Raw genomic sequence first — 17954 nt, 5'->3', positions numbered from 1 at the left:
TTGAGGGCGCTGCCCCGCACCATCACTCGAACCGTATCTCGGCCACGGTCGGCGCATTCGGCTCCCTGGTCCTGGCATTCGCAATGGCACCGTCTTTCTCGTTCCTGAACCAGTAGCGGCACCCGGTTCGAGAAATCATCGTCACGCACATCGAGCCGTCGGCGTTGAGAACCCATTTGCCCGACGCCTTGCCCGGTCCGCTCTGGTTGACAAAGTCGACGCGGCCATCCGTATAGAACTGCCAGCGCGAGACCATGCCGGTCGACAGATTGCTCGAGACGATGGGTTTGCCGATCAAGGTGCTCTCGACCTCGGCTTTGCTCAGGAACACGCGGCCATGGATGGGTGCGGGCTCCTCGGAGATGGCCGGCACGACGGCGATGCACAGCAGCGCGCGGATGGCGTAACGGGTGAACATGACATGCCCCTCTGACGTCGCGCAGTCGGCATGCGCTCAGCCGAGCGCGTGCGTCCAAGCGCCTGGTTGGCCTGTCGGTAACGCCCGATGGCGTTACATGGCATTAACTAAAAAGCGCTACTTTTCTGCGCGCCAGATCCAGCCGGCGTACGCGAACGAGGCCTGCTTCTTCCTGCACGCCACGGCCACGCCGGGAGGCGGTGGCCCGAGGTCGAGACGAGGAAGGCGGCGTTCTTTTTCTGCGACGACACGGCTTGTGCTCCGATGGCCCCTCGGCAAGGTGGCCGAAGGGCGTTGTGGGTGGCCTACGCAAACTCCGTGGCAACGGCGCCGGCGACGGCGGAAGAGCACTGTGAAGGCAACTGTGCAGTGGCTTGTATGGCACTGTGTCGTGCGTACGGTGCCTGTAAACGGCTTGTCGATTTCGCGGGCCCGTTTCGCCTGCCTGCTGTCGCGGATCACAGGTGCTGCCTGCGTGCGAAGCGCGCCGGCCCCTGCACCGTCCAGCCACCGCCGGCCGGATCGAGGTCGCGAAGGCATTGCGTGAGCCCGTTGTCCAGATCGAGGGTGACGCCGATCCGCCAATGCCCGGTGGCGCCGCGCTCCACCTGCAGCACGGCGAAGCCGTTGCCGGTGCCCACGGCCGCCGTGACCATCGTGGCGCCGAAGGCACCCGGCACGGCGCCGAGCTCGACCTGGCCGTCGAGCCAGAACGCGTCGGGCCGCGCATTGACGAAGGTCCAGGGTGCATACAGGCCCGAGGACACGACCGAGATCACCTCCACCGGCCCGCCCGGCGCCTGCAGCCAGAGGCTCGACACGCTCGACATGTGGCGGTCGCCCGACAGCACCACCACGTGGCGCGCGGTGGTGTCGCGCAGCAGTTCGAGCAGCGCGCGCTGCGAGGCCGGGTAGCCACTCCAGTCGTCCATCCCCAGGCGTTGCGCCGGGTCGCCGAAGACGGCCGCGCGCGGCATCGGGAACAGCGCCACCGGCGACACGATGAACTTGGGCAGTTCGGCGGGCGCAGCCTCGAGCCACTTCTTCAGGTCGCCCATGCCGGCCTCGGCGCGGATCGCCGCCTGGTCCAGCGGCGTGGCTTGCGCGTCCGTGCGCAGCGCCCGCCGCTGTCGCGTGCTGCGCGTGTCGAGCATGTAGAACGGAAAACCGGCCGGCGCCATGCGGTAGTCGAAGGGACGCGGGTCACGCTGCGGGCCGATGCCCCGCACCAGCTTGTGCTGCTGCGCGACGTAGCCGTCGAGCGCGGCGCGCACGGCCGGCGTTCCACAGGGGTCGGGGCCCGGCTCCCAGTCGTCCATCACCTCGTGGTCGTCGAGCAGCGGACAGGTCGGCAGCGAGGCCATCACCTGGCGCAGCGCCTCCAGCCTGAAGGTGAGCGCATAGGCCTGGCCGACGTCGTCGCCGCCCGCCGGCACGAAGAGCCCGGCGGTCTGGTCGACATACACCTGGTCGCCTGCCAGCACCAGCAGTTGCGGCTTGTGCGGCGGCGCGAGCACCTCGAGCCGCTGCGCGAGCCGCCGGTACGACGCCTGCGCGGGCACCCGGTCGACCAGGCCCGGCACGTACTGGCAACTGGCGAGCACGAAGCACAGCGAGGCCTGTGCGGGCTCGCCCTCGCGCTGCACGGCGCCGGTCCATGCGGGGTCGAGGCGCACCACGGCGCGCTCGCGCTGCGCGTCGGTGGCCGCGTCCAGTGTTTTCATCACCTGTTTGCGGATGGGCTCGATGGGTTCGTCCTGCGGCTGCGCGAACAGCCCGGCCGACAGCCTCCGGCCCAGCACCTCGAGGGGGCCGCGCGCCATGGGCAGGTCGTCGTGCGCCGTCAGCACCGCGAAGCCCTGGTAGTCGGCGAGCCGGTCGTCGAACAGGTCGATCTCCACCGCCTCCTGCAGGAGCTTTTCGCGCGTGGTCTCCAGGCCCACCATCCATGCGAAGTCGAAGCACCAGCGCCCGTCGCGACGCCACGCGGGCACGAAGACCACGGCGCGCGCCGACACATGCGCGGGCGGCGGACGCAGCGCCAGCCGGCAATGCAGCCGGCCCGCGTTGTCCGCCGACCGGCTCGCAAGGCCGAGCCACGGGCCGGTCCACGGCAGGCTGGCCCGCCAGTCGGGCGGCACCGGGTTGCCGCGGCCGGGCTTGTGGTCGAAGGCCTCGAGAAACCGCACGATGTGCGGGAACACGTCGGTGCAGGCCTTCTCGCCGATCAGCGTGTCCTGGTGGCCGTAGTCGCCGAGCACCAGCAGCTGGTGCGGGGTACCTTCACCAAGGAACAGGTCGCCCCCGGAAGGCTTCGAAGCGTCCGACGGCTCCGGCAGCTGCGGAGGCTCCCGCGGCAGGCCTTCGTCCTTGCCGAACACGCGCTTGAGCAGCCAGAAGCTGTCGTACGAGCCGCGCCAGTCGAACACCGCGTTGCGCTGCCCGTGCAGCATGAACACGGGAAAGCCGAAGCGCTGGCCGACCTGCTCGAAGCCCACCACATGGCCCTGCCCGCCGGCATCGGTCAGCACCTCTTCGCGGGCATAGTTGCCGACCTGGGCGAGGCCGCGCACCTTCACGAAGCCGTAGATCGAATCGAGCGCATCGAGCGTGTCCTTGCCGATGTTGTGCAGCCGCATGGTCTGGCCGAAGATGGCGTCGGCCCGATGCCGCACGGCCGCGAAGCCCGGCACCTCGCGCAGACGCTCGGCCTCCCCGTCGTCATCGGGGTAAGGAAAGGTCGCCAGCAGGCCGTCGACAAGCAGGCGCTTCATGCGCGTGAGCGTGGGTCGCGTGTCGAACTCGTCGATGCCGATGAACTGCTGCAGGTAGCCCGCCACATAGCCCCGGAAGCGGTTGAAGGCCGTGGCGCGCAGCAGTGGCCCCACCTGCGACAGCACCACCGCGCCGATGGACGCATGCAGCCCCGGCAGGCGCAGCACCGCCACGCTGAACATGGCGGCGCCGATGCAATGCGCCACCACGTCGACCTGGATGGGCGCCGCTTCGTCGGGCGTCGCATGCGCCGCCTGCACGGTGCGCAAGGCGTCCGGAATGTCGGTCTCGGCCACCTCGTCGAACGACCAATAGCGCCGAGGCCGGTTCGGAAATCCGATGCTGGTGCGCAGGTCGAGCACCCAGACCTCGCGCCCGGCCGCGAGCAGGCTGTGCACCAGGTTGCCGGGAATGCTCCTGTGCGCGAAGGTGGAACCGCTTGCGCCATAGCCGTGGATCAGCATCACGGGCCGCGTGCCCGCGCGGCGCACCGGCGGGTGGTAGCGCGACAGCAGCCGCGGCGGCGCGCTGCCCGGGCCGGCCGCGGTGACGAGCTCGACCGGCTCGGGCCGCACGCCGTACACCTCGCCCGGCAGGCGCTCCCAGTCGCGCTGCGGCGAGTCGGGCGGCGGCACGAAGTGCAGCAGGTGAACCTGCAGCACGATGCGCAGCACCCACAGCGCCAGCTCGGCCAGGTCCGCCAGCTGGTTGGGCATGTCCTGCTGGTGCTCGACGCGCAGCAGGGGTTGCAGCGTCTCGACGAAGTAGGAAGGGTCCAGCACCAGCCGGCCCAGCGGCTTCGGCGCATGGGGGCCGAGCAGCTGCAGTTCGCCCTCGCTCAGCTGCCGCCACGGGTTGCCGCCTTCGACGAACGCGATGCGCTTGGTGAGCCGCAGCCGGTCGCCCTCCTTCAGTGGCGCGCCGTGCGCGACCCGCGCCACCGTCCAGTCGTACTCGATGAGGCGCACCTGCCCCAGGTGCGAGCACAGCGCCAGCAGGTCGGCCATCGCGGGGCCGTCGAAGACGGCATCGTCCCCATCGATCGCGCCGCCGGCCGATGCGGCGCGCGCGTCCAACAGGCTTTGCACCAGCGCCAGCAATTTCTTGCGGGCCAGTCCGTGGCTGCGCAGGATGCGTTCGATGCTGTCGCTCTTCTCGCGCACCAGCATCGATGCGGTGCCGGTGCAATGCGCGACGGGCGCGTCGTCGCCCTTGCCGAAGCGCAGGACCACCACCGGCTGGGACAGCACGCGCGGCGTCGCGCGCAGGCTCGGCACGTCGAACGGCTCGAATTCGACTTCGGCGCTCAGCGCGAAGGCCTGGCCGTCGATGTGCACGCGGCCCGTCATGCGCTCGCGCAGCGAGACGCGCGTGGGCGCGGGCGCGCGGGGACGGGTCAGGTCGCGGCGCAACGGGCGCTGCGACGGCGGCGGCTGCGGCGAACCGGCCAGCGCCAGGCCCCAGTCCTCGGCCAGCACGGGCACCGCGCGCTCGGCCAGCGCGGCGATGGTGAGCGAGGGGTTGATGCCGAGCGACACCGGCACGATCGAGCCGTCGAGCACCGCCAGGCCCGGCAGCAGCGACGGCACAGCAGAAGCACCCGCAGCGCCGTCGTAGACGCGGCCCCAGCTGTCGACCACGCCGCGCTCGCACCCGTCGGCCATGCGGCAACCGCCCAGCGGGTGCACGGTCAGCACCGAGCCCACGCCCTCCAGCTGGCCGACCAGGTCGGCGAAGCTGCCGAACGGCGGTATCGGCTTCCACAGCGGGTTGGCCAGCACGCGCCCGCCGAGTCCGCCCGCGCCATCGTGGGCCGCATGCAGGGCGCGCATCTGCGCCTCGAACACGGGCAGCGCGGCCACCTTCGGCCATGCCACGCGCACCTGCGCGTCGGCCAGCACGGCGCCATCGCCGTCATGACCGACGAAGCGGACCTGGCCGGCCGCCCCGTCGTCGCCCATCATTCCGTAGACCGGCGTGCGGCGCAGCATGTCGTCGTCCACGGCCAGCGGATCGCGCCCTTCGTCCGGCGCGTGCAGGTCGAGGTCCATGTGCGCGAGCGCCTGCAGCGCGTCGGTGGTGGTCACCACTTCGGCCAGCAGGCGGCGCAGCGGCGCGGGAATGGCGAACTCCTCGATCACCAGCGGGCGCTCGCCCTGTGTCGCGCAGGTGCGCAGCAACCCGGTGATGGTCGGCCCGATGCCGCGCTGTGCCGGCGCCTCGCCTTCGGGCGCGCTGGACAGCGCTTCGTCGTTCTGCGCCGCCGCCACCGCGATCATGTCGCCGTTGGCCGAGAAGCCGCGGCCCACCGCCAGCGAGACGGGCAGGCCCGGGCCCCTGGAGCGCAGCAGCAGCTCGGTGGAACCCAGCGTGCCGGCGGCCACCACCACCCGCCGCGCGCGCACCACGTAGGGCCGGGCGTTGTCGGTGCGCGCCTTGCGCCGGTCGGTGAAGAAGAACTCGACGGCATAGCCGCCGCCTCCCTGCAGGGCCGCGATGCGGTGCGCGGTGCCGCCGGTGAACAGGCGCGCGCCCCGTGCATGGGCCAGCGCCAGGTAGTTGGTGTCCAGCGATTTCTTGGCGCGGTGGTTGCAGCCGCTCACGCAGTCGCCGCAGCGCAGGCAGCGGTGCATCGCCACCTGGGCCGGCGTGCACGTGCCGTCGTCGAAGGCGATGGCGACATGGGCCTTGCCGCTCGCCGCATGCAGCCGCGCGCCGGCCTTCAGCAGGGAGTTGAGCTTCGATACGCTCTCGGGGATCTGCTCCGGCGCCAGCATGGCCTCGGCCTTGCCGTAGCCCTGCGCCAGCGCGGCAAGGTCGAGGCCCCCGGGCCAGGCGCCGCCTTCGAAGGCATCGGGCGTGGCGCGCTCCATCACCGCCGCATTGATGAGCGACCCACCGCCCAGCCCGTTGCCGAGCAGCGCGTTCACCTCGCCGCCCAGGCGCAGATCGAACAGCCCCGAGGCGTTGCCGCGCGCGGGCCGGCCGTCCTGCATGCTGAAGCGCACATGCCCCGGCAGCTCGGCGAAGGTGGCCGGAAATTCGCCCGGCAGGTATTCGCTGCCGCGCTCCAGCACATAGACCTTGATCGGCACGGCGCCCGGTGCAATGCCGGGCGCCGCGTCCAGCGACAGCGCGCCCGCCAGCCGTGCCGCGGCCACCGCGCCGCCGTAGCCGCTGCCGATGACCAGCACATCGCAGTGCAGCGCGTCGGGCGGCGCCGCGGCGATCTCGCGCACCAGCACCTCGGCGCCCTGCGAGAGCAGGCGGTCGCCGGGATCATCCTCATCGTCGCGGCCACCGTCGTTCATGTTCGGCTCCTCGCGGAATGGATCGCGGATTCAGGAATGCTCGATGGCCGCGGCCAGCGCGCGGCCGAGCGTCTGGTCGTCGACAGGTTTGCGCAGCAGCGGCAGCGCCTGACGCCGCGCCGCCTCGACCACCGCCGGGTCGGTGTCGGCCGTGACCATGACGATGGGCAGCGCCGGCTGTGCGGAGCGCTGCGCGCGCAGGCGCCCGGCGGCATCGAAGCCCGAGACGCCGCCGCCGAGCCGGCAGTCGAGCACCACCGCATCGGGCTCGTCGACCTGCGCCAGCGCCTCGTCGAGCGTGGCGGCGGACAGCACGCGGCAGCCCATCGCGCCCAGCGCGTTGAGGTAGGCGCCGCGCACCATCGGATCGTCCTCCAGCACCAGCACGCAGCGCCCGGCCAGGCTCCACGTCGCGTCGGCGCCCTCCCCCCCGGAGCCGTCGGCACCGACAGGCGCGGCGCGCGGCAGCCGCAGGCGAAAGCAGGCGCCCGCGCCGAGGCGGGACTCGAGCTCGACCGGCACGTCCAGCAGCTCGGCCATGCGCCGCACGATGCCCAGGCCCAGGCCGTGCCCCGCGGCAGGCGTGGTGCCGGAGCCCGACGCCTGGAGCTGCACCAGGTCCTCGAACACGAGCCGGTGGTTCTCGGGTGCGATGCCGGGGCCGCTGTCCTGCACGGTCAGCTCGACCTCGGCGTCCGATGCATCCAATGGGTCCTGCGTGCGGACCCGCACCTCGACCTGCCCGCCCGCGGGCGAGAACTTGATCGCGTTGTCCACGAGGTTGGCCAGCATGCGGCGCAGCAGGTCGGGGTCGGTGCGCACCGCCAGGCTGGGCGGACAGTCGGTGTGCAGACCGACCCGGCGCGCCGCCGCCGCGGCGCCGAAGCTGGCCATCACGGCGGTCAACAGCCGGTCGATCTGCACGCGCTGCGGCTGGGCCACCACCACGCCGGCGTCGAGTTTCGAGACGTCGAGCAGCGCATCGAGCATGGCGCGCAGCTGCTCCAGGCTGCTGTCGACCACCTCGACGATCGCGCGCGCATCGGACGCCATCGCCACGTGGCGCAGCGCCCCTACGTTGAGCGCCATCGCCTGCAGGGGCTGGCGCAGGTCGTGGCTGGCGCCGGCCAGGAAGCGGCTCTTGTCGTTGTTGGCGCGCACCGCCTGGTCGCGCGCGATGGCCAGCTGCGCGCGCTCGAACTCCAGCGAGGTGGCCAGCGCCTGGTTCTCGGCGCGGATGCCGAACGACTCCTCGAAGGTCTGCAGGTTGCGCCGGGCAAAACGCGTCTGCACGCCGAAGAACATCAGCACCAGCGCGGCCACGCCCCCGCCGAGCCAGCCGCCGGCCACCAGCCACATGGCGGCCGTGGGCACGAAGAGCAGCCCTGCGTAGGCCAGGAAGGCGGGCATCACGGTCGCGCTGGTCGACACGGCGCCCGCGCCCCAGGACACCAGAATCATCGTGAGGACCGCGTCCAGCGTCGGGTCGAGCCGGGCCATGAACAGCGCCGCGGAGCCGTTGCAGGCGCCGATCAGCACGTTCCAGTGCACGGTGGCGCGCAGCCGCGCGGCGATGGGGCGGGCGCGGTCGGCGGCCATGCGCGCGAGCGCGGCGGCGCGCCACTCGCGGCTGGCGATCACCGCCGCGAACCAGCCGAGCACCCAGGGCGTCGGCACGTCGCGCCAGACGATGGCCGCGACGACGACGGCGGTGAGCAGGATCTGCCAGCGCAAGCCCACGGCCTGCTCGGCGACCACCTGCAGGCGCCGCTCGTCCAGTTCGTCCAGCGCGGCCGGCATGCTCACGCAGCCTCGAGCGCCCATGCCGCCTGCGCGTCGAAGACGCGGCACATGGCATCGGTGCGGTTGCGCGCGCCCAGCGCCCGGTAGACCATCGACAGGTGCACCTTCACGGTGCCCTCGGCAATCAGCAGCTGGCGCGCGATCAGCTTGACCGGCATGCCCCGCATCGCCAGCGCCAGCACCTCGCGCTGGCGCGGCGACAGCTCGACGCGCAGGAAGCCGGCGAGGTCCTCGCGCGGCAGCTCGTCGGGGTCGCGCGCGCGGGTCACGTCGTCGGCCAGCACGAACTCGGCCGGCAGGTAGATCTTGTGGCGCAACACCACGCGCAGGGCGGCCTCCATGTCCTCGAGCCGGTACGACTTGGGGATGAAGCCGGCCGCGCCGGCCTCGATGACCTCGCGCACGCGCTGCGGCGAGCTTTCCGCCGACTGCATGCACACGGGCGTGGCCTCGAAATGCGCCTTCACGGCTTTGAGCGCCGCCAGCCCGGACAGTTGGGGCAGGTGGTAGTCGAGCAGCAGCAGATCGATGCCGGTGGGGTCGCGCTGGCAGGCCTGCTCGGCGTCCCGCACGGCGTCGAAATGGAAGGGACGGCCGGGTTCGATCTCGGCGGCCATGCGCTCCAGCAGGAGGCGCGTGCCGTTCCAGACGATCTCGTGGTCATCGACCAGCAGAACCTTCATACAGGCCTCTCGTCTACGGTGACCCTCCCCGTCCTGAATGCAGATTAGCGCAAAGCCCCCCAAGAAGCGAGCGTGCGCACCTACACCAAAGGCCTAGTCGAATGGCCACGCCGGGGACTAGGCGCTGCGCGCAATGGTTGCGGCGGGCGCCGCGCGGAAAACTGCCTGCATCGATCGCCACTTCGCATCCGATGCACCGAGGTCCGCCATGAACACCTCTCAATCTCTTGCCGCGCTGCGTGCCGCATGGGAGCCCCTTGCGTGCCGCTTGTGCATCCTGGCGCTGCAGCATGCGGCGCTCGCCCGCTGGCTGTGCGCCGCGGCCATGCTCGCCGTCTCGCTGCTCGCGGGCTGCGCTGCATTGCCCGGCGAGGTACCCCGTGTCGTGTCGCACGCGCGCACCGACCTCGGGGACAGCCCCCTGGCGCGCATCGCCGCCGCGTCGCTGCCGGCACTGGACAGCGCGATGCCCGATGCATCCGGCGTGCGCCTGCTGCCGGGCGGCGACCAGGCCTTCGACGCACGCATCGCACTCGCGCAGGCCGCACAACACACCGTCGACGCACAGTACTACGTGGTGGCCCAGGACAGCGCGGGGCGGCAGTTCCTGCGCGAGCTGCGCGACGCGGCGCAGCGCGGCGTGCGCGTGCGCCTGCTGGTCGACGACCTGTACACGGGCGGAGACGACGAGATGCTGGCCGGGCTGGCCGCGCACGCCAACGTCGAGGTGCGCGTCTTCAACCCGCTGCCGGTGCGCAGCGGCGGCCTGCGCACGCGCGTGCTGCTGTCGCTGCACGAGATCGGCCGCGTGAACCGGCGCATGCACAACAAGCTCTTCATTGCCGACAACAGCTTCGCCATCACCGGCGGACGCAACATCGCCGACGAGTACTTCGGGCGCAGCAAGCCGGCGAACTTCATCGACATGGACGCGCTGCTGGCCGGGCCGGCGGTGCACGCGCTGTCGGCGAGCTTCGATGCCTTCTGGAACGGACCGCTGTCGTACCCCTTCGAAGCCATCGCAGCCGACAGCGCCCCGGCAGCGGCTCCTGCGCGCGAACGCTTCGCCGCGCTGGTGCACGACCTCGCGCGCTTCATGCCTCCTGCCGACGAACCCGATGCGCTGGGACGCGGCCCGGTCGGCACGCAGCTGGCGCAGGGGCGCGTCGCGCTGGTGCCTGCGCAGGTGCGCGTGGTTGCGGACGCGGCGGTGCCAGGCCGCTTCGCTGATGATGCCGGCGGCAACGTCGAAGAAGCCGCAGCGCCCCAAGGCCGCGAGGGCGCGGTCATGGCCGCGAACCTCGACCTGTTCCGGACCGCGCGCTCCGAGGTGCTCGTCGTCTCGCCCTACTTCGTGCCCATGCCCCGCATGATCGAGGCCCTGAGCCATGCGAGCCGCGAGGGCGCGCGCGTGTCGCTGATGACCAATTCGCTCGCCACCACCGACGAACCGCTCGTGCACTACGGCTACGCGCGCTACCGCAGCGCCCTCTTGCAGATGGGCGCCATGCTGTATGAGCTGATGCCGGCCAGCGAAGCGCATCCGGCCTGGAGCGACACCGACAGCGGCCGCGGCTCGCTCGGGCGCCTGCACGCCAAGCTCGCGGTGGTCGACCGGCGCTGGTTCTACGTGGGGTCGATGAACATGGACCGGCGCTCGGCGCACTGCAACACCGAACTGGGCCTGATCGTCGACAGCCCCGCGCTGGCCAGCGAGCTGGCCGACCTGATCCAGCGCGTGCGCATGCCCGCGAGCTTCACCGTGAGCGAGGTACCTCTGCGAGGTGGCCTGCAATGGAGCTTCCTGCGCGACGGACGTCGCTGGGTGCTGCACCGGGAGCCCGAATCGAACTGGGCCCAACGACTGCGCTGGTCCGTGCTGTCGCTGGTGGTGGACGAAGATTTTCTGTAACCCGGCTTACGCAAACTGCCACATGACGCTCTTCGAAAGAGCGGCGCTTTCGTGCAAGAAATAGATCACTGCACGCGTGGCCCGGGACTACCATTCCATCGTTCACGTGCGGTTCGGCACGAGACTGCCGCGGACTGTTTGCTCACTCGTGTCGCAAGGAGAGTCGCGATGGCAAGCCCGATGAACGTCAGCAAGCTTCAGACGAAATCCCATGACGAACCGGATGAGGTTCGGGAGCCCGAGAAGACCCGGGTCGAAGTGGTCCGCCTCGAGGGCTACACGCTCGGACGCTTCAAGTTCGAGCCCGGGTGGCGCTGGTCGAAGTGCATCAAGCCGGTCGTGGGCACGGACAGTTGCCAGGTGGCTCACGTCGGGTACGCGGTTTCCGGCCGGGTCACCGTGCAAATGAATGACGGCTCGCAGACCGTCATCGAGGAAGGCATGTCGTACACCATTCCGCCGGGCCACGACGCATGGGTCGAAGGCAACGCTCCGTTCGTTGGCCTGGAGATGATGAGCGCAGAGGAATTCGCGAAGCCCCAAAGCTGAGCCGGGGTGAGAGGCCTCGGGAAGAGACTTCTTCGGGATGGTCGAACGGGGCGTGACACCCGCGACCGTCCGGCTCACGCGCCCGGGTCTGCGGAGTGCCTGGGCGGCGAGCCGGACGCCGGGGGCGTTTCAGCCCTTTCGCATGGTGATCGCATGAAAAGGGCAAGTCACTGCGCAATCGCTGCAGCCCGTGCACCGATCCGCGTCCTGAAGCGTCGACAACTTCTTCCATTGCTCGACTTCGAGACTGAGAAGGTGAAGGTCGCACGCGGCGACGCACCAGCCGCAGCCCGTGCAACGCGCGGCGTCGACAACGGGCAACCAACCGGGTCGGTGCGGGCGGCGAAGCTGATGTACGTCCATCTATGATTCCAACGAGCCGTATCGGTCCGGAAGGTAGCATGCTGCTGGCTCCAGTCGGCCAACAGCGGACCTTCGCCAACGCCCTCCACTAACGCCGCGGCCCCCCAACTACAGTGAGCTTGATTCTGATCTTGCGCGTCAAAGATGTACTTTCTTTCTGTCTTCCAAGACAAACGCGAAATTGTTGCGAGGCGCCCGTTTGCGGACTTTGCCGATGCGGTTGCTGCTTGTGGCGACTACTACGAACCGAGGACGTTGGGAGCGGTGCTTGAATTCAATGTTCAGGTGACCGGCAAAATATTTCGCCGTGCTACCGCTCAACTCGCGCGGCCCGAGGATGTTCCTTTTGAGTACGCCGACTCGCCCCTTGCGTGGAGAGCAGCGAAGCAATCGAACGCCTTCAGATTCGACCATTCCTATCACTTTCTTGTTGAAGGTGAAGCTGGCATTGAGCAGACCGAGCAGTGGCAGCGTGACGATGAGGCGGATGCCGAGTAGCAGCAGGTGACGCCCGCATCTGGCAAGCGGCTGCAACCAGCTTCAGTCGGCCAAGACCGGACGCTCGCTGGTGGCGCTCAATTCGCCCGATAGCAGACTTAGCGGGATCTAGTGTCGTGGACGAGTACGGCGAAAGAACAGATAAGGAGAGACATGTTCCTTAGAGCATTCATGGCGGCTTGCGGTGCGCTGTTGTTAGTTGCGTGCTCCAGTCCCAACGGCGGGAGACAAAGCTGCGAGTTGAGTGCACCACCAAGCAACGCTCAAGTCCAAGAAACTCATGGCACAACCCTCCTGATATATCCAAGCACGGTTCCGCCTCAGTACTCTGGATGTAGGAGCGTTTGGTTTTCTAATGGTCAGCTATTCGCTCGCGTTCGAGTGGAAGATGGGGACGTGAGGTCCGTCTATATCCAAGCGCCTGAAAAAACTCCGGTTGTGTGCGAGTTCGAGATATCGGGGCAACTGAAACTCGGAGACGCCCGCAGGTGCCTTCCTCAGGAAAGATGGCTGTTGAACTGAAATGTCTACGACGCGGGGCGGTGTCATGTCCGTGAGATGACGTGTTTCAACGTACGCCTCGGCATGACCGGCTACAGTCGGCCACAACCGGACTTTCAATTCCGCAGTCCATTTCTTGAAGCTAAGGCGAGTGCACATGGCGCATTCGAGAATTGCTCTCTTCGCATTCACAAGAGGTTAACCAATGAACCGGAGTATTTGCAGCGCAGTGACAGTGCTCGTCTTGGCATTGCATACCAACGTCTTTGCGCAAGCGTCGGTGAAAGTTGTCGAGGCGGCTCGACTCCAAGCGGCTCCTGTCCCAGTGGTGGTAGACCTCACGGAGCAAATCTCTTGGGTCAGAAAGGCTGAGTCCTGGATGCAGCGAGACGTTGAGCAAGGATTGCTCCCAGGCAAGTACGGCTTGCAGCTGAGGGACGCGGATGGCGTCTACCACCTTGGACCAGAACTAGCTGTGTATGTGGTGGAGCGAAACTCGGTCGCAGTGTTTCGTGGCGGCGTGTTTATTCCTATCTCCCAGGCGGCCTCACCGCGCCTATTTGCGGTGGAGGAGGGCAATCCTCGAAGGGGGAAAACTCTGGCTGAGGCGATGAGCTCACAGCCTCCAGGGGGAACTATCCTCCCTCTCGGGCTTGCCTTGATAGAAGCTTGGGCGGTAGCGTCAAACCGAGGAAATTTGGTGCTACTTCAGGAAATACAGGACGATGTTGTCGCGGCAAAGGTACGGGCCATCTTCAACCCCTAGAAAATGTCTGGTAAATGCTCCAGCGGCCGCATCTTGTTGGGCAACCACTAGCAAGAATCGGCCAAGAGCGGTCGGTGGTTATGACGAGCCTCTCACTCTCCAAGGGTTGCTTCGCCGGAAGCAAGCTTTACCTTGCAAGACAGGTCAGAAAATTATGAGCAGCCAGCCGGATTTCTATGAGAGCACCAAGGAGATGGTTCAGCTGAGACTGGGGCGTGTGCTAACCCCAGAAGAGGGACGCTCAATCGTGTCTTTTTCGATGCTGACTGAGCATCAGCTGAGAGAAATCAGGACGATAGGCGAAGCCTCCACTGTGGATGCAGCCGATTTTGTACTCTTCCTTTGCACGCCGGAGCTTCGGCAGGACGCGTTTGGATTTGCAAAAATTTTTCTCGAGAGTCGAGTAGACGTCCAATCCGTCATACGCCATTTTGAAGAGCGACGCGCTCGGAGAACACAGAGGGCTTAGGCTGTGTCACAAAAAATCCACTTCACCGAACGTCTGGTTTGTGGGTTTGCGTACTTCTGCTATGGGCCCACAAGAGACACTCCAGCATCTCCAAAGCAGGCACTCATCAGCGCGGCTCAAGCCCGCTGCTTGACAGCGTCATGAGTCGATCGCATCAAGACTTGATTGCTGCGCCTCGACTGCTCAGAAACTCGCGTCTGTGAGTGTGTTCGCTTCACGATGACGTGCGATCTCACGGACATCGGCCCACCATTTTGACCATCGCTGCGCCACCTTGTCCGCAGTGAAGCGCTCCGCGGACGTCAAAGCGCCGAAGCGAAGGTCATAGGCTTTCTCGGGGTCCTCCAGCAGCGCGACGATCGCATCGGCCATCGCGTCGACGTGCCCGGGGGGAATCAGGATGCCGGCATTCCTGCCTTCCAGCAAATCCTTCGGGCCGTACTTCACGGAAAAGGCGACCAACGGACGTGCGTGGGCCAGGCATTCCAATCCAAACAACGAGAACCCCTCCTCGTTGGACGCCATCACGCCGAGACTCGACTCCTTGAAGAGGGTTGCAACATCATTTGCATAGCCGTGGATGTGGATGCTCCCCGCCAGACCGGAGGCGTCGACACGGGCCTGGAGCGTCGCTTGCAAAGGGCCCACGCCGTGGGTGTGCAACTGTGCGTCCGGAACCCTTTTGAGGACGCGCTCGAACACCTGAAAAAGCAGTTCATGCTGCTTCTCCGGCGTGTAGCGCGCCAGATAGATCACCCGCTTCTCCTGCAAGGAAGCAGATTCCACGATCTCGGGCACACCAGGCAACGCGTGCGGAATCACGTTCAGCTTCGTCGCCGGCATACCGGACTCGAGCAAGTCCCGATGTTGCTCCTCCGTGGCAACGATCAGGCTGTCGCAGGAGTCCGCATCTTCGAACAGGTGCCGATAGCTGGTTTTCAGTTGCCCATTGGGAAGCCGATGGGTGCTGTGCAAGAAGGCGCTCACAGTGTGGCGAAACCGGTGGCTCGCCGTACTTTGCCGGAGCTTGCGATACATCTTGTTCTTGTCCACGAGGAAGTGCCAGGTGACGTCTTCCTCCAGATTGGCGGCCATCATTGCGCAGACAAAATCGCTCTCGGTCGCGTGGGTGACCGCAGTGCCCTGCGCATCGCGCAACTCGATGGCCTGAAGATCCGCGCCGCTTCGGCCCGACTTGAACGTCTTTCGCATCAAGATCTGACCGTTCGCCAGCCCGAACTCTTCACATCCGACCTGTGTCGAATCCCAGGCTGCGGGGTGGCTGACCTTTCGCAGCGAAGGCTTGGCAGCGCTGGCAGAAGATGAACTGCCTGGTGAACGTGATGGCCGTGATGAAGCGAGCGGGGTCAGCAAGCCCTGAGAGCTCATGTCCACCAGCCATTCGTAGACATTGAGCACCTTCGTTTCCGAAGGCAGCATCCCTTTGTCCTTCAAGCTCGCTTCGTTCTCACGCAGGCGAGGAGAGAAATTGCTGGTCAGTATCCACGGCGTGATGCCGAGCTGGCCGTGGAAGAGATGGGCGCGGCGGATGCCTGCGACCTCAATGCCGTTGCCGATCTGACGCAAGTTTTCCTGCAGGAACAACACGCGCTCTGTCGGGGAGGACTTCTGACTTCCTGCAGCCCCATCTGCAGGGGGCGTCGATGTCTTGAGTGCGGGCCGGACCTGCTGGAACAGATCGCCCCCTTGAGTTTTTCCTTGCTTGCCTGTGGATGCAGTTGGAGCGACCGAAATATCGACATATTTCATCTCTGCAGCGCTTTCTTCTTCGTTGGCAAGGCGCCGAAGATAGCTGACCAGAACCTGACTTACAACAGAATTAGGAATTGGCCATGGCTTTGGGTAATGACAAAGTACTGGATTTGAAGCCGGCCGATCTGGCATTTCCACGCAGAGTTCTGCTGCCAGTGCGCCCATGAACGGCTGCGACTGCATGGCGCATTCAACTTTGAAAATGCAAGCGGATGCTGGCTGGCGAGTGGAGCGACACGCGTCCAGTCGAACTTGATGACGCCCGACTCGCAGGGAATCTCGACGGTGTTGAGGTCAGCGTCGATGGCCATCCTCAAGCGCTCCGCCCCGCGCCTTCTCACTCGCCTGAAACAACTCCCCCGCCTTGCGCGCCAGTTCCGCCGCAAGCCAAAGCAGGTTGTCCAATTGCCGGGGGCCTTCGCCGCTGCACCAATCGATGTCTTCCCCGTGGCAGACCCACAGCAGGGCTTCGAGTTGGGCGAGTGTGTTTTCGAGGAGGTTCGCCGGGTCTTCGTGGGCGCTTCCGGCGGGGGATACCGGCGTGCGAGGCCGGGCTATAGTCTTGGTAGCCATTTTTGTGCGTTCCTTCCAAGGTGATTGCACGTCTTTGGTTAGACGGTCGGGGTGCTCGTAACACCCCGGCCGTCGCCTTTTGATACCTCGCATTTGCATCGCTGCTTTCGCATCGACAACCTGCCGCGAGGCAAGCAGCCTTTCAACATTTCAACGGCTGTGTATGTAGCGCCTTCCGAGTCCCGTTGTTGGGGTTTTGAGTGACAGGGGCAGCTACTTTAGAGAAGAGCGCAGCGCAGTGGCGCTTTCGTGCGGCACGAAGTCCCGACGAGCGCCAACAAATGCAGCTTCCGCAATGCGCCGCACGCGGGCCTTACGAGCGCCGTGCCAATCCGCAGCAGCGCTGAACACGCTCACGTCGATGGAGTGCCTTGCGCAGCGAAATCAAGGAGGAGGCCGAAGGCCGGGGGACATTCGCGGAGCAAGGTGCCCCATCGGCGGGAGCGTCGCCCCGAATGACGCTCAGGGCATCCCTCGCGCCAGCAGATGATCCACCAACCGACGCTGCGGAAAACTCAACGCCTCCTGCCGCGTACACAGGTACATCCGGCGTGACGCCCACGCATCGGTGAGGTTGATGAAGCGCAGCTTCATCTCCTTGCGGTAAGTCACCGCCGCCCCCTCGGGCAGGATGCCCACGCCCATCCCCGCTTCGATCATCCGGCACACGGCCTCGAAGCTCTTCACGCGCACGCGCAGGCGCAGCACCTTGCGCGCGCTCATCGCGGCGTCTTCCATGGTGCGGGAGATGGCCGAGTCGTCTTCGAGCCCCACGAAATCGAAGTCGAGCAGTTCTTCGAACGACACCTCGCGCCCGCGCCACGGGTGCTTCTGGCGCACGATGGCCACGAGCCGGTCGGTGCGGTACGGAATGAAGTGCAGCGCCGGGTCGACCGCCTCGCTGGTGATCACGCCCACGTCGGCCTGGCGGTCGCGAATCGCTTGCACGATGTAGACGCTGCGGTGCTCTTCCACGCTCACGCGGATCTCGGGGTAGCGCAGCCGAAAGCTCGCCACGTCGTCGGGCAGGAACTGGCCCATCGCCGACGCGTTGGCATGCAGCCGCACGCGGCCGGTGGCGCCCTGCGCGTAGTCCGACAGGTCGGCGCGCATGCGGTCCACGTCGCGCAGGATCTGGCGCGCATGCATGGCCAGCGACTCGCCCGCGCCCGTGGGCGTCACGCCCTTCGAGGTGCGGTTGAGCAGCCCCACGCCGAGCTGGCTCTCGAGGATGGCCAGGCGCCGGCTCGCGGCCGACAGCACCATGTGGCTCTCGGCGGCCGCCTTGGACAGGCTGCCGTGCTCAATGGCGCGCAGGAACAGCGCCAGCGAATCCAGGTCGGGTCTCATCGGGTCCTCGGTCGATCGGGCGGACATTGTCGGGCCTGCGCGGTTGTGGACGCGTGGCCGAAGGCCTTTCGGCGAATCGACGGCGGCGGCGATGGTTCTTCCGGAATGCGGGTTTCCCCGTCGAAACGAAGAAGCACTTTCGGGCCGGGGTGCGAAAGAATCGTCGCTGTCTCGGCGGCAACCCCGGCGAGGCGTTTCGCGGGCCGGCCC

General features: G+C 67.1%; 11 protein-coding genes. 3 read left to right on the top strand and 8 right to left on the bottom strand.

Annotated features, from left to right (window positions below):
• Positions 1-22: 22 nt before the first annotated feature.
• The 4 genes from AC07SQ_RS12575 to AC07SQ_RS12560 all read right to left on the bottom strand — a co-directional run bounded on the left by AC07SQ_RS12575 (position 23) and on the right by AC07SQ_RS12560 (position 8990).
• Positions 23-418 carry a hypothetical protein gene (locus tag AC07SQ_RS12575; protein ID WP_062479336.1) on the bottom strand — a complete coding sequence of 132 codons (396 nt, stop codon included), beginning with the start codon at positions 416-418 and terminating at the stop codon, positions 23-25.
• Positions 419-876: 458 nt separating this feature from the next.
• Positions 877-6504, bottom strand: coding sequence for an alkaline phosphatase D family protein (locus tag AC07SQ_RS12570; protein WP_495271023.1), 5628 nt, complete (start codon positions 6502-6504; stop codon positions 877-879).
• A 30-nt stretch (positions 6505-6534) separates the two neighbouring features.
• Positions 6535-8304 carry a hybrid sensor histidine kinase/response regulator gene (locus tag AC07SQ_RS12565; protein ID WP_495271232.1) on the bottom strand — a complete coding sequence of 590 codons (1770 nt, stop codon included), beginning with the start codon at positions 8302-8304 and terminating at the stop codon, positions 6535-6537.
• 2 nt (positions 8305-8306) lie between these two features.
• Entirely contained in the window at positions 8307-8990 is a 684-nt protein-coding gene (locus AC07SQ_RS12560; protein ID WP_062472054.1) for a response regulator, read from the bottom strand.
• 208 nt (positions 8991-9198) lie between these two features.
• On the opposite strand from AC07SQ_RS12560, the gene AC07SQ_RS12555 reads away from it, so the two are divergent.
• Together AC07SQ_RS12555 and AC07SQ_RS12550 are read left to right on the top strand one after the other, a co-directional pair.
• Positions 9199-10902 (top strand): phospholipase D-like domain-containing protein, encoded by a 1704-nt coding sequence (locus tag AC07SQ_RS12555; protein WP_495271024.1) that lies wholly within the window; start codon positions 9199-9201, stop codon positions 10900-10902.
• Positions 10903-11070: 168 nt separating this feature from the next.
• Positions 11071-11451, top strand: coding sequence for a cupin domain-containing protein (locus AC07SQ_RS12550; protein WP_307590715.1), 381 nt, complete (start codon positions 11071-11073; stop codon positions 11449-11451).
• Between the two features lie 129 nt (positions 11452-11580).
• Here the strand turns inward: AC07SQ_RS12550 and AC07SQ_RS12545 are convergent, their stop codons facing one another.
• Entirely contained in the window at positions 11581-11814 is a 234-nt protein-coding gene (locus AC07SQ_RS12545; protein ID WP_095744159.1) for an ATP-binding protein, read from the bottom strand.
• 144 nt (positions 11815-11958) lie between these two features.
• Between AC07SQ_RS12545 and AC07SQ_RS12540 the strand changes: the two genes are divergently transcribed.
• Positions 11959-12312: a hypothetical protein gene (locus tag AC07SQ_RS12540; protein WP_492728999.1), complete on the top strand. Its 354-nt coding sequence runs from the start codon at positions 11959-11961 to the stop codon at positions 12310-12312.
• 1919 nt (positions 12313-14231) lie between these two features.
• On the opposite strand, the gene AC07SQ_RS12535 is transcribed toward AC07SQ_RS12540, so the two are convergent.
• From AC07SQ_RS12535 to AC07SQ_RS12525, 3 genes are all read right to left on the bottom strand, one after another.
• Entirely contained in the window at positions 14232-16004 is a 1773-nt protein-coding gene (locus AC07SQ_RS12535) for a glycosyltransferase (RefSeq protein ID WP_495271025.1), read from the bottom strand.
• Between the two features lie 111 nt (positions 16005-16115).
• On the bottom strand, positions 16116-16394 hold the full coding sequence (locus AC07SQ_RS12530) for a hypothetical protein (RefSeq protein WP_495271026.1): 279 nt from the start codon (positions 16392-16394) through the stop codon (positions 16116-16118).
• A 462-nt stretch (positions 16395-16856) separates the two neighbouring features.
• A complete protein-coding gene (locus AC07SQ_RS12525; protein ID WP_062472076.1) occupies positions 16857-17744 on the bottom strand; it encodes a LysR family transcriptional regulator in 888 nt (295 codons plus the stop codon).
• Positions 17745-17954: the final 210 nt, after the last annotated feature.

Source organism: Variovorax sp. GW821-FHT06D12 (assembly GCF_059419205.1).
The sequence above is the reverse complement of the archived record's forward strand: the minus strand, read 5'-3'. Positions and strand labels throughout refer to the sequence as shown.

Coding starts and splice junctions, on each gene's coding strand:
- AC07SQ_RS12575 (WP_062479336.1), bottom strand. CDS start 418: ATGTTCACCCGTTACGCCATCCGCGCGCTGCTGTGCATCGCCGTCGTG.
- AC07SQ_RS12570 (WP_495271023.1), bottom strand. CDS start 6,504: ATGAACGACGGTGGCCGCGACGATGAGGATGATCCCGGCGACCGCCTG.
- AC07SQ_RS12565 (WP_495271232.1), bottom strand. CDS start 8,304: ATGCCGGCCGCGCTGGACGAACTGGACGAGCGGCGCCTGCAGGTGGTC.
- AC07SQ_RS12560 (WP_062472054.1), bottom strand. CDS start 8,990: ATGAAGGTTCTGCTGGTCGATGACCACGAGATCGTCTGGAACGGCACG.
- AC07SQ_RS12555 (WP_495271024.1), top strand. CDS start 9,199: ATGAACACCTCTCAATCTCTTGCCGCGCTGCGTGCCGCATGGGAGCCC.
- AC07SQ_RS12550 (WP_307590715.1), top strand. CDS start 11,071: ATGGCAAGCCCGATGAACGTCAGCAAGCTTCAGACGAAATCCCATGAC.
- AC07SQ_RS12545 (WP_095744159.1), bottom strand. CDS start 11,814: ATGGACGTACATCAGCTTCGCCGCCCGCACCGACCCGGTTGGTTGCCC.
- AC07SQ_RS12540 (WP_492728999.1), top strand. CDS start 11,959: ATGTACTTTCTTTCTGTCTTCCAAGACAAACGCGAAATTGTTGCGAGG.
- AC07SQ_RS12535 (WP_495271025.1), bottom strand. CDS start 16,004: ATGCAGTCGCAGCCGTTCATGGGCGCACTGGCAGCAGAACTCTGCGTG.
- AC07SQ_RS12530 (WP_495271026.1), bottom strand. CDS start 16,394: ATGGCTACCAAGACTATAGCCCGGCCTCGCACGCCGGTATCCCCCGCC.
- AC07SQ_RS12525 (WP_062472076.1), bottom strand. CDS start 17,744: ATGAGACCCGACCTGGATTCGCTGGCGCTGTTCCTGCGCGCCATTGAG.